Source organism: Endozoicomonas sp. Z74, assembly GCF_057680865.1.
Map to the genome: position 1 here is coordinate 1 of NZ_JBLYZI010000095.1, position 24,180 is coordinate 24,180.

The 24,180-nt window shown below is 51.3% G+C and carries 18 protein-coding genes; 7 read left to right on the forward strand and 11 right to left on the reverse strand.

The features are described 5' to 3' along the window. Positions 1–897: 897 nt before the first annotated feature. The 4 genes from ACNRUY_RS20780 to ACNRUY_RS20795 all read right to left on the reverse strand — a co-directional run bounded on the left by ACNRUY_RS20780 (position 898) and on the right by ACNRUY_RS20795 (position 5,413). The gene (locus tag ACNRUY_RS20780) at positions 898–1,344 is read right to left on the reverse strand and encodes an acetyltransferase (protein WP_488113580.1); all 447 of its coding nucleotides are present in this window, start codon (positions 1,342–1,344) and stop codon (positions 898–900) included. A gap of 105 nt (positions 1,345–1,449) precedes the next feature. Further along, positions 1,450–2,478 (reverse strand): DsbA family protein, encoded by a 1,029-nt coding sequence (locus ACNRUY_RS20785; RefSeq protein WP_488113581.1) that lies wholly within the window; start codon positions 2,476–2,478, stop codon positions 1,450–1,452. A gap of 99 nt (positions 2,479–2,577) precedes the next feature. Beyond that, complete coding sequence (locus tag ACNRUY_RS20790; RefSeq protein ID WP_488113582.1) at positions 2,578–4,839, reverse strand: zinc/cadmium/mercury/lead-transporting ATPase; 2,262 nt, start codon at positions 4,837–4,839, stop codon at positions 2,578–2,580. Between the two features lie 244 nt (positions 4,840–5,083). Continuing rightward, entirely contained in the window at positions 5,084–5,413 is a 330-nt protein-coding gene (locus tag ACNRUY_RS20795; RefSeq protein ID WP_488113583.1) for an ArsR/SmtB family transcription factor, read from the reverse strand. Between the two features lie 169 nt (positions 5,414–5,582). Here ACNRUY_RS20795 and ACNRUY_RS20800 point away from each other — a divergent pair, with 169 nt between their 5' ends. The 5 genes from ACNRUY_RS20800 to pntB all read left to right on the forward strand — a co-directional run bounded on the left by ACNRUY_RS20800 (position 5,583) and on the right by pntB (position 15,333). Next, positions 5,583–6,521: a DMT family transporter gene (locus ACNRUY_RS20800; protein ID WP_488113584.1), complete on the forward strand. Its 939-nt coding sequence runs from the start codon at positions 5,583–5,585 to the stop codon at positions 6,519–6,521. A 640-nt stretch (positions 6,522–7,161) separates the two neighbouring features. Continuing rightward, positions 7,162–8,844: an NAD-dependent malic enzyme gene (locus ACNRUY_RS20805; RefSeq protein ID WP_488113585.1), complete on the forward strand. Its 1,683-nt coding sequence runs from the start codon at positions 7,162–7,164 to the stop codon at positions 8,842–8,844. 1,471 nt (positions 8,845–10,315) lie between these two features. Continuing rightward, entirely contained in the window at positions 10,316–11,683 is a 1,368-nt protein-coding gene (gene gorA, locus ACNRUY_RS20810) for a glutathione-disulfide reductase (RefSeq protein ID WP_488113586.1), read from the forward strand. Positions 11,684–12,378: 695 nt separating this feature from the next. Then, a complete protein-coding gene (locus ACNRUY_RS20815) occupies positions 12,379–13,917 on the forward strand; it encodes a Re/Si-specific NAD(P)(+) transhydrogenase subunit alpha (protein WP_488113587.1) in 1,539 nt (512 codons plus the stop codon). Between the two features lie 15 nt (positions 13,918–13,932). Beyond that, positions 13,933–15,333, forward strand: coding sequence for a Re/Si-specific NAD(P)(+) transhydrogenase subunit beta (pntB, locus tag ACNRUY_RS20820; RefSeq protein WP_488113588.1), 1,401 nt, complete (start codon positions 13,933–13,935; stop codon positions 15,331–15,333). Positions 15,334–15,384: 51 nt separating this feature from the next. On the opposite strand, the gene ACNRUY_RS20825 is transcribed toward pntB, so the two are convergent. Continuing rightward, positions 15,385–16,797: a hypothetical protein gene (locus ACNRUY_RS20825; RefSeq protein WP_488113589.1), complete on the reverse strand. Its 1,413-nt coding sequence runs from the start codon at positions 16,795–16,797 to the stop codon at positions 15,385–15,387. A gap of 415 nt (positions 16,798–17,212) precedes the next feature. Between ACNRUY_RS20825 and ACNRUY_RS20830 the strand changes: the two genes are divergently transcribed. Then, entirely contained in the window at positions 17,213–17,353 is a 141-nt protein-coding gene (locus tag ACNRUY_RS20830; RefSeq protein ID WP_488113590.1) for a hypothetical protein, read from the forward strand. 20 nt (positions 17,354–17,373) lie between these two features. Here the strand turns inward: ACNRUY_RS20830 and nfo are convergent, their stop codons facing one another. Further along, positions 17,374–18,216 (reverse strand): deoxyribonuclease IV, encoded by an 843-nt coding sequence (gene nfo, locus ACNRUY_RS20835; RefSeq protein ID WP_488113591.1) that lies wholly within the window; start codon positions 18,214–18,216, stop codon positions 17,374–17,376. Beyond that, positions 18,216–18,845 carry a helix-turn-helix transcriptional regulator gene (locus ACNRUY_RS20840; RefSeq protein ID WP_488113592.1) on the reverse strand — a complete coding sequence of 210 codons (630 nt, stop codon included), beginning with the start codon at positions 18,843–18,845 and terminating at the stop codon, positions 18,216–18,218. Before ACNRUY_RS20840 ends, nfo begins: the two co-directional genes overlap by 1 nt. A gap of 139 nt (positions 18,846–18,984) precedes the next feature. Here ACNRUY_RS20840 and ACNRUY_RS20845 point away from each other — a divergent pair, with 139 nt between their 5' ends. Beyond that, on the forward strand, positions 18,985–19,401 hold the full coding sequence (locus ACNRUY_RS20845) for a VOC family protein (RefSeq protein ID WP_488113593.1): 417 nt from the start codon (positions 18,985–18,987) through the stop codon (positions 19,399–19,401). Here ACNRUY_RS20845 and ACNRUY_RS20850 read toward each other — a convergent pair. From ACNRUY_RS20850 to ACNRUY_RS20865, 4 genes are all read right to left on the reverse strand, one after another. Continuing rightward, on the reverse strand, positions 19,396–20,361 hold the full coding sequence (locus ACNRUY_RS20850) for an alpha/beta hydrolase (RefSeq protein WP_488113594.1): 966 nt from the start codon (positions 20,359–20,361) through the stop codon (positions 19,396–19,398). The two genes, ACNRUY_RS20845 and ACNRUY_RS20850, sit on opposite strands and share 6 nt — an antisense overlap. Before the next feature lie 13 nt (positions 20,362–20,374). After that, the gene (locus ACNRUY_RS20855; protein ID WP_488113595.1) at positions 20,375–20,992 is read right to left on the reverse strand and encodes a transcription termination/antitermination NusG family protein; all 618 of its coding nucleotides are present in this window, start codon (positions 20,990–20,992) and stop codon (positions 20,375–20,377) included. Between the two features lie 397 nt (positions 20,993–21,389). Beyond that, on the reverse strand, positions 21,390–22,556 hold the full coding sequence (locus tag ACNRUY_RS20860) for a phosphoglycerate kinase (RefSeq protein WP_488113596.1): 1,167 nt from the start codon (positions 22,554–22,556) through the stop codon (positions 21,390–21,392). A gap of 335 nt (positions 22,557–22,891) precedes the next feature. Beyond that, positions 22,892–23,914: a type I glyceraldehyde-3-phosphate dehydrogenase gene (locus tag ACNRUY_RS20865; RefSeq protein ID WP_488113597.1), complete on the reverse strand. Its 1,023-nt coding sequence runs from the start codon at positions 23,912–23,914 to the stop codon at positions 22,892–22,894. Positions 23,915–24,180: the final 266 nt, after the last annotated feature.

Here is a 24,180-nt window from a genome sequence, read left to right on the forward strand (position 1 = left end):
ACCTTCTCAAGCTTGATACTTCAGTGAAGGCTGGTATCAAGAACAAACGTAAAACCTGTGGCTGGGATGAAGACTATATGATGAAAGTGCTTGGGCTGATTGATTCTTGATCATGTTTTTGCCCTGGTAGCCAGGGTGGTTATTTTGCTTATGATGTTGAAATGAGGCATGTCGCTCAACCTCATGGTTCATGAACCAATAAATCCGATCTTCAACGTTTTTCAGTGGCAGGCAGGTTCCTGGTTTTAACTTGTTATAGATCCGTTGCTGATAGCTTTTTTGATCCTCCCCTTCACCGCCTGAAATCCGGTTCCGAATTTCACTGGATGAGAAGCCAGACACGAGCCCCGTTTGTTCAACGGGAGTGCTGGTTGTGGGATTGAGGGTGTCTGCCATCGGAAGGGCCGATTGTTCAGTCTGAAGCCAGGTTTTCAGGCTCTCCTGAGGGGACTCAGTTGCTTCACTGAAGGGCTGAGCAGCTTCTTCTCTGGCGGTTGCAACAGGAACAATCGCTTTCAGGAAGATAAACAGTGCCGCTGAAAACAAGCAGTGGAGCTTTAATTGAGAGGACCGCAAAATGAACAACCTAGGATGTGATAATAAGATGTAGATCACAGGCTGTCATTATAGTTCACTTCCAAAGCCTGTTTCTGGCATCAAAAAGGGCTTTTGACTCCATATTAAGGAATGTTGCTGGCCTGGGCTGTGCAGGTTACGGGTCTGTTTCCCCAAAGAAGGATGCAAAGATCTGGAGAAAGCCCAGGCCATGACTTTGGAGGCCTGTCACGAGGGGATTGGCAGGGCCGTCAACAATGACCCCCTGCCAATGGACTCTGGTTTTTCAAAAAGCTGGTTGATTTAATTCACAGGAGTCCTTCAGGTCAGGAGTGACGGGTTTCATGATGCACGGGATAACTTCAAATGGAGCAGGGGAAAGGGCTTGCCCTGCCCATCTACAGGGGAGCGACTGACCATTGAAAATCCCATATGTTCATAAAAACCCATTGCCTGGGGATTTTGCTCATTTACATCCACTCTGGTGATTTTCATAACCTCAATAGCGTATTGGCATAAGCGTTTTCCTACTCCGGTGCCATGGCAGTCAGGGTCAACAAAGAGCATTTCAAGGTTGCCATCCGCTACGCCACAGAAACCCTGGATTTTGTCGTTCTCATCTTTAATGCAGTGTAAGGTTACTGCATCAAAATACTGATGCAAAATCAGAGGCTTCAGGGAGGCAATATCGGCTTCATCCAGAAAGTGATGGGTGGCGCGAACCGACTTTTCCCAGACCTCAAGAAGCTCCGGGTAATCGCTTTGGGTGATAGGCTGTATTTCTGTCATGGCTTGAGTGTGCTGCGATTCATTTTGGCCATGAATGATATCACGGGACTTCCCATTTTACTTTCCTTGCATCAATGGGGGCCGATTGTCCCCCACCTCGAACGGTTATTTTTGACTGAGCAATTTTTCAATTTCCACTTTCAGGTCTTTGCCGGCATCGTGGGTATGCAGGCGCTTTCCATTGATAAACAGGGTGGGGGTGCCATTAACGCCCAGTTTATCTGCCAGTTTGACGGAGTCAGCCACGAACTTGCCCGATGCTTTTGAGTTCAGGCAGGCCTGGAATGATTTCTCATCCAGTTTCAGGGTTTTTGCCAGCTTCCCGGCAGTGTTCATTGTCACCGGCTCTTTGTAAGCCAGGTCATGGTAAGCCCAGAATTTACCCTGTTTGCCAGCACAGTAGGCCCCACGGGCTGTTTGAGTAGTGCTGCCGGGAATGCCTTTTTCGGTGACCGGAAAATCTACGTAATACAGCTTGACCTTGTCTCTGTATTGTTTCATTACCTTGTCGATTTCCGGTTTGCTTTTCCGGCAGTAGCCACAGTTATAGTCAGCAAACTCAACCACAGTAATATTGGCTTTGGCAGACCCTTTAAAGGGGTAGGGTTTCAGGTCTATGGCAAAAGTGGGGGCCTCCGGTTCTGACAGTTTGCTGATAAAACCGGTTTCTTTTCTAACCCTCTGGATCAGTGCCCGAATGGCCATCTGCCGCTTTTCATTTTCCAGCTCCTGGCGGATGCGGGCCTCCACCTCTTTCAGGGGCAGACCTATCCGGTCTTTCAATTGGTCATAAACCTGTTGAATTTCACTTTGAGTGACCACTTCCGCCCTGAAGAGCTCTGTGCGAATGTCGTCTATGGAACGGTTGGTTTGAGTGGCCATCTGTTCAACATACATCTCAACCATGGCCTGATTCAGAATTTGCTCCATGCTCTGTTTTGCTTTCACCTGGGCGTCATAAAACGACTGCTGCAACCAGGGCTGCAGGTCTTTGAGCCGGTAATCTTTCCCCTGGTAAGAAAACAGAACGCTGTCACTGGTGGTTGAAAGTGCAGGCACGGGTGCTGCTTTTGCTGCCGATGACGTTGTGATAGCTGCCATTATCAACAGTGCAGAACGAATGGGTTGGCGCATGAAAGGATGCCTTTATGAGGGTGAAAATGCCGTCAGCCGGAAAGGGTGGTTGCCCTGGCACTCCAACCACCCTTTCCCAGCTCCAGATTGTTTATTAACTCAAGGCTGTTTCGAAGAGCGTTTTCGCAGAAGCCTGAGGGCATTGGCTGTGACCAGCGCGGTAGCACCTGTGTCAGCCAGCACCGCTACCCAGAGGCCGGTAAGGCCAAGCAGTGTTGTCACCAGAAATATCGCTTTGCTGCCAATGGCAAGGGCAATGTTCTGGCGGATAATGGACATTGTAGAACGTGACAGGCCAATAAGGTTCGATAGTTCCTGAACCCGGTTATGGGTGAGGGCACAGTCTGCGGTTTCCAGGGCCACGTCCGCCCCTGAGCCCATGGCGATGCCGATATCCGCTGCTTTCAGAGCGGGGGCGTCATTGATTCCATCCCCCACCATGGCAACCTTCCCTTTCTGCCTCAGGGACTCAATAGTGTATGACTTGTCCCCCGGAAGCAGTCCGGCCCGATAATCCATATTCAGTTGTCCGGCAATGGCCGCCGCGGCTCTGGGATTGTCACCGGTGAGCATCACGCTCTGGATCCCCAGGGACTTCAGGGAGGCGATGGTCGCTTTTGCATCGCTGCGCAGGCTGTCCCTCAGGGCAATCATACCAGCCAGTTGCTCCTCAATGGTCACCACAGCCAGGGTGTTGCCCTGGTTTTCCAATCGCTCCAGGACGTCATTGGCGCCAGGAGTCTGATCAATGATGGTTTTAAGGTGGCGAGGGGACCCCACAATGACCGTCTGTTGTTTGACCGTGCCCTGAACGCCCAGTCCAGCCCTGGCTTCCACGTTCTCTGCCTCTGGAAGCGCTATCTCAAGCGCCTGGGCTCGGGCGACGATGGCTTTTGCCAATGGGTGGGTGGAGCCCAGTTCAACGGCAGCGGCCATACGAAGAATGGACGCTTCCGAGCCTGTAAAGGCATGCACCTCCGTTACTCCGGGTTTGCCCTCTGTTAACGTTCCGGTTTTATCGAAGGCGACGGTGGCCACAGAACCAAGCTGCTCCAGGGCGGCACCGCCTTTAACGAGTGCTCCGGTTCGAGTGGCGGTGGCCAGGGCGGATGTGACAGCCGCGGGTGTTGAGATGACCAGTGCGCAGGGGCAGGCAATCAGCAGCAGAGCCAGGGCCTTGTAGATCCACTCTGTCCATGACCCGCCAAAAGCGAGGGGAGGAAGGGTCGCTACAAGAACGGCAATGGCCATCATTAACGGTGTATACCAGCGACTGAAAGCGTCTATAAACCGTTCTACCGGAGCCTTTCGCTCTTCTGCCTCCTCAATCAGGCGAATGATCCGGTCGACAGCGCTTTCTCCCGGCTCCGAGATGACTCTCAGGCGGGCCACCCGGTCTACCGACAGAGAGCCTGCCATCACTTTGTCGCCGGTATCGTGTTCAACAGGGATGGACTCTCCGGTCAGGGCGCTTTCATCAAAGCTCACATGAGCTGTTAACAGCTCGCCATCGACAGGTAAACGACTACCAGGCAATATTTCAATGGTATCACCGGGTATCAGGCTGGAGGCGGGCACTTCCTGCCGTTCACCGCTGGCACTGAGCCGCCAGGCGGTATCCGGTGTCAGCTCCATGAGTTTCTGCACCCCTTTCCGGGCGCGGCCAGCCGCGAAAGCCTCCATGTGTTCCCCAATCATAAACAGCAGAAGCACCATGGCGGCTTCAACGGTTTCTCCCAGGAAAAGAGCGCCAACGGCGGCGATGCCCATCAGGGTTTCAATGGAGAAAGGGCTTCCGCTTCTGGCCAGTTTGATGGCCTGGGTGGCTATTGGATAGAGACCCCAGAGGGTTGCGAGATAGAACAGTGTTTTTCCAACCACTGGAAAAGGCGTTTGCAGCAGAGTTGCTGCGAGCATCAGGCTGGCCAGTACGACAATTCGCCAGTACTTTCTGAAAATGCCAGAGGGGGCGGTGGCATTCTCTTCATCAGAGGATTTAACAGAGAACCCGGCTTCCCTGACGGCTTTCATCACCCGCTCCTGGGTTTCCGGCTGGCCGTTGGCTGTGACCAGAAGCCGTTCAGTGGCAAAGGTGACCCGCGCCTGTGTAACCCCCTCCAGGCCTTTCACCGCATTTTCAACTTTTGCTGCGCAGCTTGGGCAGTCCATCCCTGCAATGATCCAGCTGTAACGAACAGAGGAGCGGTCTCGGGAAATGCCGGATTCAGGTGCCGGGTCAGCTTGAGATTGGCCGTTGCTGCAGCAGGACGCCTGGTTGCAGCCGTTACGGGCTGTGACACCCTCTTGTTCTTGCTCTTTGTTTTGAAGAGCGCTGGTGGATTGAGTTGAGCTGCAGGACATGGTGTACCTCATTGCAGGCTGCAGATATAAGTTTGATTTTATATAAATATAAATTTATATATTTGAGGCGTCAAGGAGTGATCCTGCTTTACACATGCTGTCTGGACTTGTGGTGATTCTGGTTTCTGGCCGGAGGCTTGAGAGACTGGCGCTGGATGGCAGTGGAAAAAAGGGAAGGAACAGCCCCCATGGGGCTTATCTGAGGTTTTTTTATTGGACTGAAAGCTTTTATTTGGCTGAAGGCTCAATCATGTTCCTGGACATGACTGGCGAGGTCGAGGATGACATGCCGGATATGGTGATCGTCCAGCTCATAGAGTACCTGCTTACCCCGGCGGGTGGATTTCAGAATTCTTGCTTCCCGGAGGCTTCTGAGGTGGTGGCTGGTCAGGGGTTGGGACATGCCTGAAAGATCGGAAAGACAGCAGACGGGTTGTGGCTCTTCCAGGCAGGCGATGACCAACTGCAACCGCTTGGTGTCTCCCAGCAGTTGAAAGATTCTGGCCAGCCGGGTCATATCTTTCCCGGACATTTCCGGTAAAAACGAGCAGCAGGTTTCCTGTTTATCGGTCATGGGATGGGGCTGAGGTCCGGTTCATTATTGTCAGTAATGGTATTGCGCTACTCTGACTTAGTCCATGGCCGATTTCCTTTGCCTGAGGGTAGTGGCACAATTCCTGGTTCTTGAAATATAACGAATAGATCGGGGCTGGTTGACCAGTACCCTGAGGATCAGTTTTTTTGTGAAAACTAAAGCGCTTCGGGCAGATATTCTGCTATTGATGGTCGCGGCCATCTGGGGGGTTGCCTTCACGGCCCAGATCAAGGGAATGGATCACCTGGGTCCTTTTCTATTTAATGCCTGCCGTTTTGCTCTGGGTTTTCTGTCGCTGCTTCCGGTGTATTTTTTCCTCGAGCGTCGCTCAAAACGTAATATTCAGCAGGGTTCTCAATCAAAGAAAGCCTATGATCGTCGTTTGTTGAGGGTGTGGGGGCCGGTCACGGGAGTGGTACTGTTCATGGCGTCCTCGCTTCAGCAGGTGGGGCTGCTGTATACGACGGCAGGCAATTCAGGATTTATTACCGGGTTTTATATCATTCTGGTACCGGTTCTGGGAATGGCTCTGGGCCATGCAACCCGGCCTGCCACCTGGCTGGGTGGGGCGATTGCACTGTCTGGGCTCTATTTTCTGACCGTCAAGGAGGGCATGTCTTTTAATCGTGGAGACGTGCTGACTCTGGGCTCTGCGGTGATGTATGCAATTCAGATACTCTTGATTGGCTGGCTGTCCCGAAGAGTGCACCCTTTGCAGTTGTCATTGCAGCAATTTCTGATGACCGCGGTTTGCAGTCTGGTGGTTGCCCTGATTTATGAGCCCATCCATATTGAGGCTATCATCAACAGTCTGGTTCCTCTTCTATACACCGGAGTGTTGTCCACCAGTGTGGCCTTTACCATCCAGGTGATTGCCCAGCGGGATGCTGCTTCTTCCCATGCGGCGATTATAATGAGCCTGGAAGCGGTTTTTGCCGTATTGGGAGGATGGTTGATTCTGGATGAACAGCTAGGTCCCAGGGGAATACTGGGGTGTGGTCTGATGATGATGGGAATGCTGTTGTCACAGCTTCGTCGATCAAAGCTGGCAACAAAGGCTCAAACGGTTTCTTCTTCTGAATCATAAGAGAAAGGTATTGCAGGCTGTGCGACCAATGGTTTTTTATACTTCCCTGTCGCCAGCTCTGCCCTGCCGCTTTCACTCTTGGCGGTGTTCAGCGATCTTCGTCTGCCTGACTGGCTTCCCTGTTGGATCTGATGCCACAAAAAAGCACCCTGCCAATATCCACTTGTTATTTCTGACCGGTTGTCGTTTTTATTTCAGTCAGAGGGTTAACCCGGTTATTGTTATTGTTGTGGTACTTTTGTTCTTGTTGCTTATGCTTATACAAGGGGTATGCCAACTTTTGGCAAGAATACCCTGACGCCGCGAGATACGTGTTTGCCGAAGAGGGGTAGGTAAAAAACAGTTGTCGCTTTGTTCAATAACTGCTCTAAAGGTTGTTACTTTTTCTGGGGTGTGGGTAGAAACGACCCGAATCGGGTAACAGTTGCAGCATTACAAGGTCTGAACCTGTCAGTTGCTGTGAGTTGAATTGCCCATCCGTTGTTTCGTAAACAGTTCTGTTATTCAATGATCATTTCGGTTATTCCGTTTAGTCAGTGACCACAGGAAGGATTATCCTTTGCCCCTGCCAGTGAATCTGTTTGAATAAAGAATGAACAGTTTGCTGGCACCTTCCTGGCTGAAATCTCACGGACTAACAATGAGCGAATACGACCAATGCATCCACACAGGCCTGACCGGACGCCTGCTGCTGGAAAACTCCCTGTTGAACAAGGGCACTGCTTTTTCTTCGGAAGAGCGCAGTGAGCTGGATCTCCATGGTTTGCTGCCCCCGAGGGTGGAGACAATGGAAGAGCAGTGTCGTCGTGCTTACAAGTCGTTTGTGATCAAGCCTACGCCGATTCTCAAGCATATTTATCTCCGCTCCCTTCAGGATACCAACGAAACCCTGTTTTATGCTTTGCTGCAGCGCCACCTGCAGGAAATGCTGCCTATTATTTATACGCCCGTAGTGGGGCAGGCCTGTCAGCGATACAGTGACCTTTATCGTCGCCCCCGTGGTCTCTACATTTCATACCCTGAGCGCGACAAGATGGATGCCATGCTGGCCAATTTCCGTCGCAACATTGAAGTGATTGTGGTGACGGACGGTGAGCGTATCCTGGGGCTGGGCGACCAGGGTGTTGGCGGCATGGGCATCTGCATCGGTAAGCTCTCTCTCTACAGTGCTGTGGGCGGGATTTCGCCCAACAAGTCGCTGCCTATTGTGCTGGATTGCGGTACTAATAACCGGCAGCTGCTGGCAGACCCGAATTATCTGGGCTGGCGCCATGAGCGTATTGGGGAAGAAGAGTATTTCAGTTTTGTTGAAAGTTTTATTCGTGCCCTAAAGCGTCGCTGGCCAAAAGCGCTGCTTCAGTTTGAAGACTTTGCCATCAACCATGCTACGCCGCTGCTGGAAACTTATCGGGATGAGCTCTGCTGCTTCAACGATGATATTCAGGGGACTGCGGGGGTCACTGGCGCCTCCCTGCTGGCTGCAGCAAGAGCGGCGGGTAAGTCTCTGGAAGAGATGAAGGTCGCCTTCCTGGGTGCAGGTTCTGCAGGCTGCGGTATTGCTGAGCAGTTAATTCGCTTGATGGTGGGGCGGGGTCTGACCGACGAGCAGGCTCGCAAGCAGATTTTCATGGTGGACCGGGACGGTCTGGTCAATGACAGCATGGAAGGGCTAAGGCCATTCCAGCAGAAACTGGTTCAGCGCGGTGAAGATTTTGCTGACTGGGACTGCGAAGGTAACCCTGGATTGCTGGAAGTAGTGACCCATGCCCAGCCGGATGCCATTGTTGGAGTCTCTGGCCAGCCAGGGCTGTTCACCCGGGAAGTGATTGAAAAGATGGCTGCCAATCACGAGCGGCCCATTATTTTCCCTCTGTCAAACCCTGTCAGTCAGGTGGAAGCCACACCGGAAGACATTATTGAGTGGACAGAAGGCCGTGCCCTGATTGCCACGGGCAGCCCCTTCGAGCCTGTTGAGTTTAATGGCAACAGTTACCCCATTGCCCAGTGCAACAATATCTATATTTTCCCGGGGCTTGGTCTGGGTGTGCTGGCCAGCGGAGCGGAAAGAGTGTCTGATGGCATGCTGGATGCTGCGGTAGAAACTCTGGCCATGGCATCTCCGGCAGTAATGGATCCGGAAGCGCCTCTTCTGCCTCTGCTGGATCGCATTCAACAGGTGACTTGTGAAATTGCCATGGCCGTTGCCCGCCAGGCTCAGAAAGACGGGCTGGCTCCTGAATGTGAGCAGACGGAACTGGAAGCGAAGGTTCGTGCCAAGCGCTGGAGCCCGGAATATCGCCGGATCCACATGTCGGATTGCTAAGTGTTCTCAGGCACGTTTTAGAGAGCTAAAGCAGGAGAGCGGTTTTCACTGAGGTGAGAGCTGCTTTTTCTGTTTTTATGATAAAAGGATTTAAGCAGATAGGTTTCCAGGCTACCGGTCACCTTTTTTGTTATTATTATCTCTCCTGAAAAGAGAGTGGTTAACAGGTCTCCAGTCTGTCCCCGCTGCCTTCTGCCTCTTTTTTGAGGCGTGCTGACTGACGTCAGCGGCAATCTTTTTGACATCCCGTTTACCTGTCAGCTGGTAACTGTCAGGTATCCTGTAAACCTATCTGCTTGAGTGTCCGACCGGGTATTATTGTTATTAGTGGTCAGGTATCGCCATTATTATCGTTGTTATTTTGTGGCGTTTTTTGTTTTCGCCTGAGTATATACAGTAATTGTGCCAACTTAGTTAAGCCTGCCTGAAACCCTCTGTTCATAAGGGGGTAATAAAAATCTGACGATCAATCGCCCTGTGCGACCTGGGATAATCTGTTACCTGGTAAGTATTGTTACGTAACTTTGCTTCGTTGGGGTAACAAACCGGGGTTGGCGCAGTGGGAGGTTGTTTGGGATGATAAACTGCATAAGTCGTTCGTGTCGCTGATCCTGAACCATCAGGGCGCCTGCATAGATCAAAATAATATTGTCGTGCAAATTAAAAGCGACGTCTGACTTGTTGTTGTAATGGGGTGTTTTCAGGGGGGGGGGTAAAAATAACAAGCAGACAGGTTTACAGGCTAACAGAGATGCGCTTTATCTCTTCCATGCTTGGTCGCTCGCACTGCCTTTGGTCACCTGTTGCCAGGTTCAGTCAGTCTTCTCAGCGTCCTTTCCCCACAGGGGAATCCTTATTGTTGGCTACCTTCCGGTATCCGGTAAACCTGTCTGCTTGAGTCTCCCTGCCTGTTGTTATTGTTATTATTTCAGGCCTGGATGCCGCCATTGTTATTATTATTCTGGGTCGGCGATTCTCGTGCTCGCCTGACTATATACAAATGCTGTGCCAGTTTTTTGTAAAAGGCGTTGTAAGCCTTGGTAATAGTGGGCTCTTTAATGGGTAAGCTGCTTCCTTATCCCACCTACCCTGCTGTGTTTCTGTTACAGCGTTTCCTGTGGCATGTTACCTTCGGTATATACGTAACAGTCTTTGCTTTCTTGTTGGGTTGCAGATGCTTCTGCAGGAGAACCTGCTGTCTGATAGTTGTCGACCCTAGCAGTCTGTCGGACGTACGACAATTTCGGCCTAAAATCCAGAAAGAACGGCCTAATCTTTCGATGAATTCGATTAAATAGGCTCACTATTCGCACGAATTCATCGAAAGATTTGACTCGTTCTACTGAATTTTATGCTCGAAAGCATAAGCCCGACAGGCTGCTAGTGTTTTATTTCAGTCTCTGGACCCATATAGAGTAAAGTAGCGACATAATTCACAGCCAATGATTTTGGTACAGACCGGGAAAAGAACATGACGACTTCTCAGCACTTTGATTATCTGGTTATTGGTGGCGGCAGTGGCGGTATTGCTACCGCAAATCGTGCAGCGATGTATGGCCAGAAGGTTGGGCTGATTGAGGCAAAGCATCTTGGTGGAACCTGTGTAAATGTTGGGTGTGTGCCCAAAAAAGCCATGTGGTTTGCTGGACAGGTCGCCGATGCCTTTCGTTATGGACCGGATTATGGGTTTGATGTCAGCCTTGAGGAACAGCTGAAAAGTTTCAGTTGGAGCAAGCTGGTAGACAGTCGTGAAGCTTATATCAGCCGGATTCATGCTTCCTATGAGCGTGTTCTGGGAAATAATAAAATCACTGTCATTAACGGCTATGGACGTTTTATTGATGCCAGAACGGTTGAGGTAAACGGTGAGCAGTACACAGCTGACCATATCACCATCGCCACCGGAGGGGAGCCGCTGATTCCAGAGATTCCCGGTGCTGAGTACGGGATTGATTCCGATGGCTTCTTTGAATTGAAAGAGCGTCCAGGTCGAGTCGCGGTATTGGGTGCTGGCTACATTGCTGTGGAGCTGGCGGGAGTATTGCATGCGCTTGGCAGTGAAACACATCTGCTGGTTCGTAAGCACAAGCCTCTGCGCAGTTTTGATGACATGCTGTCGGACACCCTGGTCGAGATCATGGAGGCGGAAGGTCCGAAACTTCATACACACTCCATTCCTAAAGAGATCATAAAAGAAGAGGACGGTAGCCTGACGGTGTGCCTGGAAAATGGTAACAGCCTGAATGTGGATACTGTGATCTGGGCGGTTGGTCGTAAGCCTCACACAGCAGGCATTAATATTGAAGCGGCAGGTGTGAACACCGATGCGAAGGGCTATATCCCTGTGGATAAGTTGCAGAATACCAATGTAGAAGGTATTTATGCGGTTGGAGACAATATTGGCAAGATTGAACTGACGCCAGTAGCGGTAGCAGCAGGGCGTCGTCTTTCTGAGCGCTTGTTTAATAACAAGCCGGAAGAACATCTGAATTACGACAATGTGGCTACTGTAGTGTTCAGCCACCCAACCATTGGTACTGTGGGCCTGACAGGGAGTGAGGCTATTGAACGACACGGTGAAGATAATGTAAAAGTCTATACCAGTGGCTTTACCGCCATGTACAGCGCGCTTACCAGTCACCGCCAGCCATCCCGGATGAAACTGGTAACTGTGGGTGAGGAAGAAAAAATTGTGGGTATTCACTGCATCGGTCATGGCTCCGATGAAATGCTTCAGGGGTTTGCTGTGGCTCTGAAAATGGGGGCCACCAAAGCGGACTTTGATAATACTGTGGCTATCCACCCGACCTCAGCGGAAGAGTTTGTGACCATGAGATAATCGGTTCTTCAGAGAATTTCCAAGACGACACGCCTGTCTGATGTAGCTGGCTAGAGTGGATAGAACTCCAGTGTGAGTTGATCAGGCAGGCTTGTTTTTCTACATTTTTTTGACTTTGGGCAAGCAAAGTTAAAAATCATGACCTTATAAAGCCGTTGGTATTGACTGTTTTCTAAACAAACCCACCGAAGCAAAGATTATTTTTTCACCGGTTTTTTTGCCCAAAAACGCTCCTTACTTTGGATACTTCACAAGAAACGCAGTGTTGAGCGGTTTGTTCCGACACATTACAGATTAGGTTGGAATAAAAATAAGTAATTGTTCGTATAACCCTTGTGAATTGTCACTTTTTTAGAAAATAACATACTATGTCTGACACTACCGGACCCCGGGGAAGGGGGTCCCTGCCTGCGCCTTATTTGCTTTGAGATGCAGTTCTCCCAGGCTCTGTCGTTATCTGTATGTTGCGAGATGAGCTGACGATATCGCCTATGGTGGCTTGACGGGAATGCGCTCTCACTTTTTCTGGCACTCTGTTGCCGGAGCCCCTCCTGTAGGTGTTGGTGGGAAAAACACGGAGAATAATTAATTCTGGGCCAGAACAATCACGCCTGATAGATGGCTATTGTACGCTGATCCAGCTTTGGCACTGGATGGAAATACTTTCGGTATCGTTTCCCAGCTAGGTGAACATTATGCGTATAGGTATCCCTGGAGAGCTCCAGGAAAGTGAAAACAGGGTGGCGGCAACGCCGGATACGGTGGGCAAGCTGCAGAAGCTTGGGTTTGAAGTAGTGGTTGAAGGTGGCGCCGGGCAGAGGGCCAGCTTTGGCGATGAGGCATTTATCCAGGCGGGGGCTCAGATTGCTGGCCGTGATGAAGTCTGGAGTTCTGATATCGTCATGAAGGTGAATGCACCTTTGGATGACGAGATTGCGCTTCTGAAAGAGGGTTCGACACTGGCCAGTTTTATCTGGCCTGCCCAGAATGAAGAACTGATGAATAAGCTGAGTCAGCGCAATATCAATGTGCTGGCCCTGGACAGTGTTCCCCGGTTATCCCGTTCCCAGTCCCTGGACGCCCTCAGCTCCATGGCCAATATCGGTGGTTATCGTGCCGTTGTTGAGGCCTCACACCACTTTGGCCGCTTCTTTAATGGTCAGATCACGGCGGCGGGTAAAATTCCCCCGGCCAAGGTTCTGGTTATTGGTGCCGGTGTTGCCGGTCTTGCGGCTCTCGGCGCTGCTGGCAGTATGGGAGCCATTGTCCGTGCTTTTGATACCCGTCCTGAGGTGAAGGAACAGGTGGAGAGCATGGGGGCTGAATTCCTTGAGCTGGACTATGAAGAGGAGCAGGACTCCTCTGATGGTTACGCCAAGGAGATGAGCCAGGCGTTTATTGACGCCGAAATGGCCCTGTTCATGGAGCAGGCCAGAGAGGTGGATATCATCATAACCACGGCCCTGATTCCAGGCCGTCCGGCACCGAAACTGATCCTGGAAGATATGGTGAAAGCCATGAAGCCAGGCAGTGTGATAGTGGACCTTGCTGCCCAGACCGGGGGCAACTGTGAGTGCACGGAAAAGGATGAGGTGGTTGTACGACACGGTGTAACCATTATCGGTTATACCGATCTGCCAAGCCGTCTGCCTACCCAGTCTTCACAGCTTTATGGCACCAATCTGGTGAACCTGATGAAGCTGCTCTGTCCAGGCAAGGATGGCCAGATCAACATTGATTTTGAAGATGAGGTGATCCGGGGTCTTACGGTGATTCGTGAGGGCGAGATTACCTGGCCTCCTCCCCCGGTTAAAGTCAGTGCAGCACCTGCGGCTGCGGAACCCTCTTCTTCAGGAAAGCCGGAAGAAGTAAAAGAAGAGCCAAAGCCACGCCCCTGGCTGAAACCTGTGTTGATGGCTGCCGGTGCGCTGCTGTTTGGCTTTGTGGCGAACTCCGCTCCTACCAGCTTTCTTGAACACTTCACCGTATTCGTTCTGGCATCCATTGTCGGCTATTACGTGATCTGGAACGTCACTTCTGCTTTGCACACGCCCTTGATGAGTGTGACCAATGCCATCAGTGGCATCATCGTCGTGGGTGGTCTGGTGCAGCTGGGCAGTGATAACTCTATTATTCTGGCTCTGTCGGGCATCGCGATTACCGTGGCAATGATCAATATTGTCGGTGGGTTCGCTGTTACCCAGCGGATGCTCAAGATGTTCCGTCTGGATTAACAGGAGTCGCAAGCAATGTCTGAAGGATTACTGGTGGCGGCTTACCTGGTCGCTGCATTGATGTTTGTTATGAGCCTGGCGGGACTGAGTCGCCAGGATACCGCCCGAAATGGCAATGTATATGGGATTATCGGGATGGTGGTTGCGGTACTGGCAACCCTGGGCCATGCCCATATTGCCGGTATTACTCTGGTCACCCTGTGCATGATTGTGGGTGCCGGGGTTGGTCTGTACCTTGCCCTCAAGGTTCAGATGACGGAAATGCCCCAGCTGGTGGCGATTCTCAATGGTTTTGGCGGCCTGGCTGCGGTGCTGATTGGCTTTGCCAGCGCACTGGAAGTCAATGAGTCTCTGGCGGCACAGCTGACCAACCTGGTTTCATCCACTGAACAGTTGATTCACAGTTCCGAGATTTTCATTGGAATTATTATCGGTGGAGTGACGTTCAGCGGTTCTATTGTGGCAGCCCTTAAACTGCAAGGAAAAATACCCAGCCGTCCGGTTTCTCTTCCCGGCGGTCACTGGACCAATCTCGTCGTTCTGGCTCTGTCCATTTTGATGGGGGTGGTTTTTGTCCAGCAGCACAGCATTCTCGCGCTGGTGCTGGTGGTGGTCTTCGCCTTTATCTTTGGTGTCACCCTGGTACTCGGGATTGGTGGGGCCGATATGCCCGTAGTGGTATCCATGCTGAACGCCTACTCTGGACTGGCGGCTGCCATGACCGGCTTTATGCTGGGTAACAATCTGCTGATTATTACCGGTGCCATGGTGGGTTCTTCCGGGGCGATTCTGTCTTACCTGATGTGTGCGGCCATGAATCGTTCGTTCATTTCCGTGATTCTGGGTGGATTTGGAACCGAGGGTGGTACTGTGGCCGCTGAAGGGGAGCAGGGCGAGTACACCGAAACCAGTGCGGAAGAGGTGGCTGAAATGCTGAAAAACTCTTCCAGCGTCATTATTACTCCCGGCTATGGCATGGCCGTTGCCCAGGCCCAGCATCCGGTGAGGGAGCTGGTGAACAAGCTGCGTGCCCAGGGGGTCAAAGTTCGCTTTGGGATACACCCGGTGGCTGGACGCCTGCCTGGCCATATGAACGTTCTGCTGGCAGAAGCAAAGGTGCCTTATGATATCGTCGAAGAGATGGATGAACTGAATGACGATTTCACCGATACCGATACGGTTCTGGTCATAGGTGCTAACGATACGGTGAATCCGGCAGCCATGGAAGATCCAAATAGCCCGATTGCGGGCATGCCGGTTCTGCGTGTCTGGGAGGCAGGCCAGGTGGTTGTCTTCAAACGCTCTATGGCTACGGGTTATGCTGGAGTGCAGAACCCACTGTTCTTTCGTGAGAACTCCAGCATGCTGTTCGGCGATGCCCACGACAGTGTTGATAAAATTCTGAAGCAGTTCTGACCCTTCTTTCCCTGTGTAGCTGGCGACGTTCGTCGTCAGTTACTCTTATCCTTACCCAACTACAGAAACACTTCTCTGGGCCAGTTGCATTTGGCGGACTCTGGATGAGCTCCAGAAGTTTATCTGCCAGGGCACAGCGTTGCTCACTTTTAAATAAAGGTTGGCGGCATTAACACAAAAGTTTTTGACTTTCGCCTTGCCGATCTCAATCCAGGCGTGTTTGTTGGCGCAGGTTTCATGGGCTTTGCCTACTTCTGGCAGGGTTTCATGGGTGACAGCGGCCAGGTGTTTTGCCAGCTCGGCTTCAGTGACCAGGCCATTGTTCAGAGACCTCCAGTAAGGAAGGGCGGTTTTGGCATCACCGGCCAGTAAAATGAGCTTTTTACTGGCGGTTACCAACTGAACTTTTCGGGCGTGGAAGAAAGAAAGGTAATAAGGGGTGATTTCCTCACTTCCAGCTATTTGCACCTCTCCACGACAGTGGCTTTTAATTTCCTGCCACTGCTTTATTTTTTTGATCAGGCTGGGGGCAACCCCCGCCGTCTCCAGGTTTGCGGCCGTTTTCAGGTTGTAACCCGCAAGACTTTTGTATTCTTCTTCTGAGATAAAGAAGTCAACAGTGACTTCCCTCTGATTATTGCTGTCAGCGGTACTGATCTGCTCACTGACCGGAGAGAGCATAAGTTTGAAGCTGGCATAGGCATAACGGAAAAAGTCACCCCAGGTTCTGGAGAGTCTGCGAGCTTCACCTTCCACTTTGTATTTCACCCTCACCCGATATTGCATTTTTTCGTTTCTGGCAAACTCGGAGTTGTCATCTTCTCTGGGCAGGTGGGAAAAATTAATGGTGGCCTCTTCACCATCTGGGGTATCCGCCATTTTTGCCATGGCTTTTCTGGCTTTTGAATGGGCACCGTCGGCACAGACAAGGACATCATAGTCAATACCGACAGGGCCACCAGGCCCGCCTTTTAACCAGAGTTTGTCACCAGAGATGGCGATGGCCTCGAATTCATCACCAGCGTGTACTTTTATCCCGGCAGCCAGAGCAATGCTCTTTAACTCGGTTTCGAATTCTTTACAGCCGATTTTGCCATTGTTGGAGCGGATTTTGTCCCTGAGCTGCTTTAAACGGGGATTGATAACCGGATGGTTGAACGTATCCAGTGAATCAAAGCAGTGGTCATCAATGTTGACCGTATGGTTTCGGATATAGCCTGCTCTTTTTTCATACAGTTCGATGTCCGCATCCGGGTTTCTTGCTTTGGTAAGAACCGCTGTCCATTCGGCCACAGGGCCTGCTCCGAGCATTCGAATGCGGACAGCAGAACGGCCTGTGATTGGTCTGTCTGTGACCATCGATGCCTGGCTTGCCCGTTCTGGCTTCAGGAAGACTCCTGAGTCATTACTGCTTATGGATGATGTAGAGGTGGTTGAGTCCAGGGAATCAGTGGATCCCATCATTGTTTGCCCTTTGTGATAGAGACCAGGCAGACTGTCGGGTGATATGCCTTGGAAGCTGGATATACACATTGTTCTTTTCCTGTTGAAATTGATTCAAACGTTTGTTTTAAATTTGATGGGCAAATTAGTTAAAACCGGCCGGAATTCCTATAACACCAGTGTTAGTTTTACTGACAAAAACAGCCTGTTTGCAGAAAGTGCGTTGCAACCAATTGAAATTCAAAGGTTTTGTCTTTTTTGTATGAGAAAGGTGGCGCGGGTATAAAAATTGTTTTTCCGGGCTATATAACTTTTTGAATAGCCTGGTGGTTGCGGGCGCTGTTTAATAGTAACCAGTCGCCAGACCCGATAGGTTGATCATGATTTATTAAGCGGGTTAAACAGGTTTTCACCTGGCCCGGAGGAGAAGAGTACAATGTATAAGGCTTTCGAAAAACTGACCTCCAAACTCGTTTTATTTTTCGTTTTGTCTCTCGCAGGCAGTGCAGCGCTGGAAGCGGCTGAGCTGGTGTACATCCATGAGCACCAGGCCTCTGCAGTTTCCATCGCTGAATAAAGAGCTGAATAAAGCCAGGTTCAGGCAGCCATCATTTTCAGGGCCTGGATTTCATCGGACCAGAGGGTCTCGTCGATGGTTTCCAGTACCATGGGAATGTGGTTGAAGCGGCTATCTGCCATGATAAAGCGGAACACCTCCCAGCCAATCTCCCCTTGACCAAGGCTGTGGTGTCGGTCTTTTCTTGAGCCCAACTCCGTTTTTGAGTCGTTCAGGTGCATGCCTTTCAGGTAGCCGAATCCAACCACCCGATCAAATTCGTCAAAGGTATTCTGGCAGGCCTCCTTTGTGCGAAGGTCGTAACCGGCAGCGAACGTGTGGCAGGTGTCCAGGCAGACGCCAATTCGGGTTTTGTCTTCCACCTGATCGATCATTTCTGCCAGCTCTTCAAAGCGCCAGCCCAGGTTACTGCCCTGACCTGCCGTATTTTCAATAACCGCCGTCACTCCATCGGTTTTATCCAGAGCCCGGTTTATGGACTCTGCGATGCGACTCAGGCAAAGGCTGATATCTATTTTTCTCAGATGACTGCCCGGGTGAAAGTTCAGCCGGTCCAACCCAAGCTGCATGCAGCGTTCCATTTCATCAATAAAAGCATGGCGTGATTTCTCCAGGGCTTCCTGTTCCGGGTGGCCAAGGTTGATCAGGTAGCTGTCGTGGGGAAGGATCTGTTCCGGTTTGAACCCATACTGCTGACACCGTTCTTGAAAAAGGGCGATGCTTTTTTCCGTCAGTGGCTTGGCCTGCCATTGTCTCTGGTTCTTGGTGAACAGGGCAAAAGCGGTGGCCCCCAGTTTGTGGGCATTGACCGGGGCATTCTCAACTCCTCCAGCGGCGCTGACATGGGCACCAATGTATTTCATTAATTCTGATTTCCTGTTGGTTCAATCCGGTAAGCGCAGCGACGTGCTCCTTCAAGGATGTATTCCGTGCGTTTTACGTGGGCGATGTTGGCAAAGAGGTTCTGGAAAACCTTCAGTTCAGAGCGGCAGAAACCCTGGCAGGACCTGGCCGCAGCACAGACAGGGCAGTGGTTTTCGATAAAAAGAAATCCATTGTCTTCTATCTCATAGTGGGCCATATAACCTTCTCGGCTGCGGATATCGACCAGGGCTGCCAGTTTTTCTTCCAGTGTGGGGCAGCTGGCCAGCTCCCCTTGATAAAGCTTCTCTGTCGTCTGTTCTCTGTGTTGGATCAGTTGATCAAGTCCCTGCTCACCAAAGACTTCACGAACGGAAACGATGATATCGCTGGTCAGTTGATCGTGACGATCCGGGAAGTGTGACTGGGCAAGGTCGGTCAGGTGCCATGTCTTTCTTGGACGCCCGACTCCACTGCGGACTTCCCTGCTATCAACCAGGCCTTGTTCTGCCATGCGTTCCAGATGCCCACGGGCACCCATGCTGGTGATATTCAGGGTTTTCCCCAGCTCTACAGCGGTTTGTGGTCCTTTGGTTTTCAGTTGTTGAAGGATTCGATCCTGAGGTTTCATGGCTTTCCTGCGGTCTGTGATAGCTGCAGTATATGAAGGATAATCTAATTAGTAAATAAATTGCTTTACAAAATAAAGGGGTACGCGTACTCTTGATATGTAAATAAAAATATTTATAAATTAAAGAGAGGTGGTGACGATGAATATGTACCTTGAACACGCCAACCTTACGGTGCCATCCATTGATGAAGCGCTCCGTTTTCTTGGAGCAGCATTTCCGGAGTTTGCTGTCAGAGGAGGTGGAGAGACAGCGGATACTCAACGTCGCTGGGTACATGTTGGTACTGTGCAGACTTACCTGGCTTTGAATGAGAATAAGGACCAGGGCATTGAGGATAATTATGAAGGGAATGGGTTGAATCACATCGGTTTTGTCACGGACGATCTTGATTCAATCGACCGGCGGCTGAAAGCGGCGGGCTATGAAGAAGACGTCAGTTTTCGTGAAGAGAGCCAGTATCGGCGTCGCCACTATTACTACGACAGGAACGGTATGGAGTGGGAGTTTGTGGAATACGCTTCCACTGACTCTGCTTTGAGAAATCAGTATTCATAATGACGAGCGGTGAAGAGCGTCTGCCAGCCACTTCATATAGTGGTCCCGGGTTTCTTTCAATTCATTGGGCAGGTGATGCCGGGCATTCTTGAGCCATAATACTTCCGGCGACTGATAGAGTCGGTTCAGAACATTCAGGTTGTGTTCAGCATCCACGGTGCGGTCATCGGATCCCTGGATAATCAGGGGGCGGATGGGAATGATCAGCTTTGAGGACTCAATGTGCCGTATCCACCGATCAAGGGCTGACACCCATTGAGTGGGTAGAACCCCGGGGGCCAGTGGGTCGCTGTGGGCAAATTTCAGAAAGTCTTTGTTCCGGCTGTTATTCGTGAAGGTTCTGGGGATTTTACGGACAAAAAGTCTGGCCAGATAAAGTTGTATCCGCCCCAGCTGCCAGCAGTGAGGGCGCACCAATGGGGCGGAGAGGATCAACTGCTTGAAGGGCATGGGTTGATTCTGGCTAACCCGGTGGTTCAGATAATCAGTGAGAATGGCTGCTCCGGTGCTCTGCCCAAAAGCCAGCCAGGGTTTGGGCAGTGTCTGCTCACATTGGGTCAGAAGGCTTTCGAGCACCTGACGATAGACTGAAAAATCTTCAATCGTGGCGGGGCCGCCACTGGATAAGCCATGCCCTGGCAGGTCGAAGGCCATGACATTGAATTTCTGCTCAAGGAAAAAACGGATGATATGGCTGAGCAGACCTGAATGGTCATAATAGCCGTGGAGGATAAAAACCGAGCCCTTGGCTGCCCTGTGAATATAGTGATGGCAGGCGATGCGAAAATCACAACAATCCACATAGCCAAATCGGTGCTGGATATCTGGATTGTCATCTTCTGGGTTCAGGTCATAGAAATGGAAGTAGGCTTTCTCATCGGCGGTGGCTGTACAAGGGGTAGCTCCCTGGGGGAGTGCACGCATCGCTGTTTTCAGCTGTGAAAGGGTTGAAGGCTTCATCACCAGGGTTCTTTCAGGCCTTTTTCCGGAGGTGGCTCAGGGGAACTTCCACCGTTCTCTCTGCGGTGACTTGATCTTCGACGCCGTCTTCGGTTCTCAGGCTCTCAATAAAGCGGATCAGAATAACCCCCCGGTCCATATTCACCCCTTTGACAAAGGTACTGTCCAGGTGTCTGAACAGAGGGTTGTCATAGCACACCTTATCTCCGGTCTGGAAGATAACGGAATTTGGCCTGGTTTGAGGGTTTGCCCCATTTTTCTGCCAGAGGTAGGCCTCAATCTGGTCAATAAGCTGGTCCCCACAGGGGATGGGCCTGGGCAGCAGCCGGGCCTTGTCTCTGGAGGAAAGGCGCCCCTCCTGAAACAGCTTCTGGTTGATCCGGTTGAAGTGAACTACTTCACTGACGCCACGGGTTGAGCGGATTTTGTGGTATCGGTCAAGATCATCCTGGTTGAGCCGGACAAACAAATACCCCGGAAAAAGTGGAATATCCCTGCCCTGCTCAATGAGCAGGGGGCAATAGACCTCAAATTCCTGGTTCTCAAGGTTACTGACGGCCCTTGACTCTTCCCTTGTCTTAACCTTGAGCAGATACCACCCCGGCATCAGGGTTTCATGGTTGGATAACATGGCAAATCCTTTTGAGACACCTACCTCTTGAGCCTGACCCTCAGAACCTGCTGTTCCCCGGTCAGTTCCAGAAGAGTTCCGATTATAAAGGTCATCTGTGATCAAATAACAGTACCCTGAATGGCAATTCTTACAGCGCTTTCAAATAAAAGCATTTTGGCCTGTCAAACTTTGGCTGTGATGCCAGCCCTGCGCCTGAAGGGTAGCACGTCAGCTTGAACTGTGCCTGAACAGTCTTGAACCAGAAACAGTCTTGAACCGGAAAGGTGTGAGCATCGTCGCAGAGCTTATCATGAGACTCATGGCATGCAGGATAGTGGTTTGACCGCTATCCGTAGGGGAGGAGAGAAAAGAGAGGGCGGAAGAGAGCAGAGCTCTCTTCCGGGTCAATGACCGATCAGCGTTTGGCGGCCTCTTCCAGCATGGCCACTGCGGGCAGTACCTTGCCTTCAACAAATTCCAGGAAAGCTCCGCCACCGGTAGAGATGTAGGAGACTTTATCCTTGATCTGATATTTGTCGATGGCCGCCAGGGTGTCACCACCGCCGGCAATGGAAAAGGCGTCAGACTGGGCAATGGCCAGAGACATGGAGTGTGTGCCTTCACCGAACTGGTCGAACTCAAACACACCGACCGGGCCGTTCCAGAGAATGGTTCTGGCTGAAGTCAGTACTTTGGCAAACAGCTTCTGGGTTTCAGGGCCCACATCGAAAATCATGTCATCGTTTTCTACTTCATCCACAGATTTGATGACGGCAGGCTCATTTTCATCAAACTTCTTGCCACAGACCACATCCACAGGCATGGGAATATCACACTTGTCCATCAGGGCTTTAGCTTGTGGAATCAGATCTGCTTCATAGAGGGATTTGCCGACGTTCTTGCCAGCAGCGGCCAGGAAGGTGTTGGCAATGCCGCCACCTACGATCAGCTGGTCGCAGACTTTGGACAGGGACTCAAGCACGGTCAGCTTGGTAGATACCTTGGAGCCACCTACGATTGCGGTCATAGGGCGCTCAGGGTTATCCATGGCCTTGCCCAGAGCATCCAGTTCACCGGCCAACAGAGGGCCTGCACAGGCAACGTCAGCGAACTTACCCACACCATGGGTAGAAGCCTGAGCACGGTGCGCTGTACCAAAGGCATCCATTACATAGATATCGCACAGGGCTGCCATTTTACGGGACAGGGCTTCGTCGTCTTTTTTCTCGCCTTTGTTGAAACGAACGTTCTCCAGAATAACCAGCTCACCGGCTGCTACCTCAAAACCGCCATCAACCCAGTCTTTAATCAGGCGAACTTCTTTGCCCAGCAGCTCGCCAATGTAGTCGGCCACCGGTTTCAGGGAAAACTGCTCGTCATACTCGCCTTCAGTGGGGCGCCCCAGATGGGAGGTGGCCATGACATGAGCACCGGCTTCCAGTGCCCGTTTGATGGTGGGCAGAGAAGCCAGGATACGGGCATCGCTGGTCACTTTGCCGTCTTTTACCGGAACATTGAGATCTTCACGGATCAGTACGCGTTTGCCCGCCAGATCCAGATCGGTCATTTTCAAAACGTTCATGAAGAGTCCTCTTGTAACGTTCAGGGCTTTTAGCCTGCTCAAGGCTGCTCCGCTCACTGGGGTTTGAATACAGCGCCAGTTGAGGGAAGCCAGGGGCTGTATCGAGGTGATTTCCTGCCGGGTCGGATCAGGGAATGCTGATCCCGAAATGAGCGGGAGCAATAAGAAATCGCCGTGGACAATAGCATATAAATACACCGCCAGATACGGTTTACAGCCTGCATCTGACCTGAATCAATGGCTATTTCAAGGGTGAACAAAAGGCAACATGGAGCGGCATTTCCGGGGGTGTTGTGGTGTTCATAAATGTTGTTTGTAAGTGCTTAAGTGACGGGTCAGCTTTTGGCTGTTTTCAGCCAGTACCCGGCCACATCCAGCATCCGGTTGGCAAAGCCCCATTCATTATCAAACCAGCAGAGCAGCCTCACCAGTCGCTGACCGGTCACTTGGGTCTGGGTACCATCCACAATGCAGGAGCGGGCATCGTGGTTAAAGTCCACTGAGGCATGGGGTTCATTGGTGATCCCCATAATGCCTTCAAGCCGTCCATAGGTTGCGCTCTCCAGCAGACGGTTAACTTCCGCCTCGCTGGTGTCCCGGTTGACCTGCACACAGAGGTCAATACACGACACGTTGATTGTAGGCACCCGAACTGAACTGGCTTTGAAGCGACCTTTCAGTTCAGGTAACAGCCGGTTGATTCCCCGGGCAAGGCCGGTATCCACAGGAATAATGGATTGCAGTGAACTGCGGGTCAGCCTCAGATCGTTCTGGTGATAGGCATCGATCACCGGCTGGTCATTCATGGCGGAGTGAATGGTGGTCAGGGAGCCGTACTCTATGCCCAGGGTGTCATTGAGCGTTTTCAATACTGGGACGATGCAGTTGGTGGTACAGGAAGCACTGGAGACAACCCGGTGCTCCGCTCTCAGCCTTTCTTCATTAATGCCATAGACGATGGTGGCGTCCACATCCGGTTGTGCCGGTTGGGAGAAAAGCAGCCTTTTCGCTCCACTTTCCAGATGCAGTTCAGCGGTCTGGCGGTCTTTAAACGATCCGGAGCATTCCAGCAGAAGGTCAATGTCCAGGCTGGTCCAGTCTAACTGACGGGCATCGGGCTCATTGAACACCTGGATGCGATCATTGGCAATTTGAAGGGATTGCCCGTCACAGTCAACCCGTGCGGGAAAACGTCCATGGGTGGTGTCATAGCGGGTGAGGTAGGCCAGGGTCTCAATATTGGCCAGTTCGTTAATGGCCACGACCCCTATCGTCTGCCGGTAACCGTTTTCGTATAGCGCCCGAAGCAGGCACTGGCCGATTCGTCCATAGCCGTTGATGGCCACCCGGTAGGTCATTTTGTTTCCTGAAAGCAGTGATCTGGGTGGCTATTATAGAGGCAAATATTATTCAGGCTCTACCAGCTTGTGTTGAATATATGGATGGTAAGGCCATGGTTGATTGTGGCTAGAGAGTATATGACGATTATGTGGGTGACAGGGCAAAAACATGATCAAGAATCAATCAGCCCAAGCACTTTCATCATATAGTCTTCATCCCAGCCACAGGTTTTACGTTTGTTCTTGATACCAGCCTTCACTGAAGTATCAAGCTTGAGAAGGTT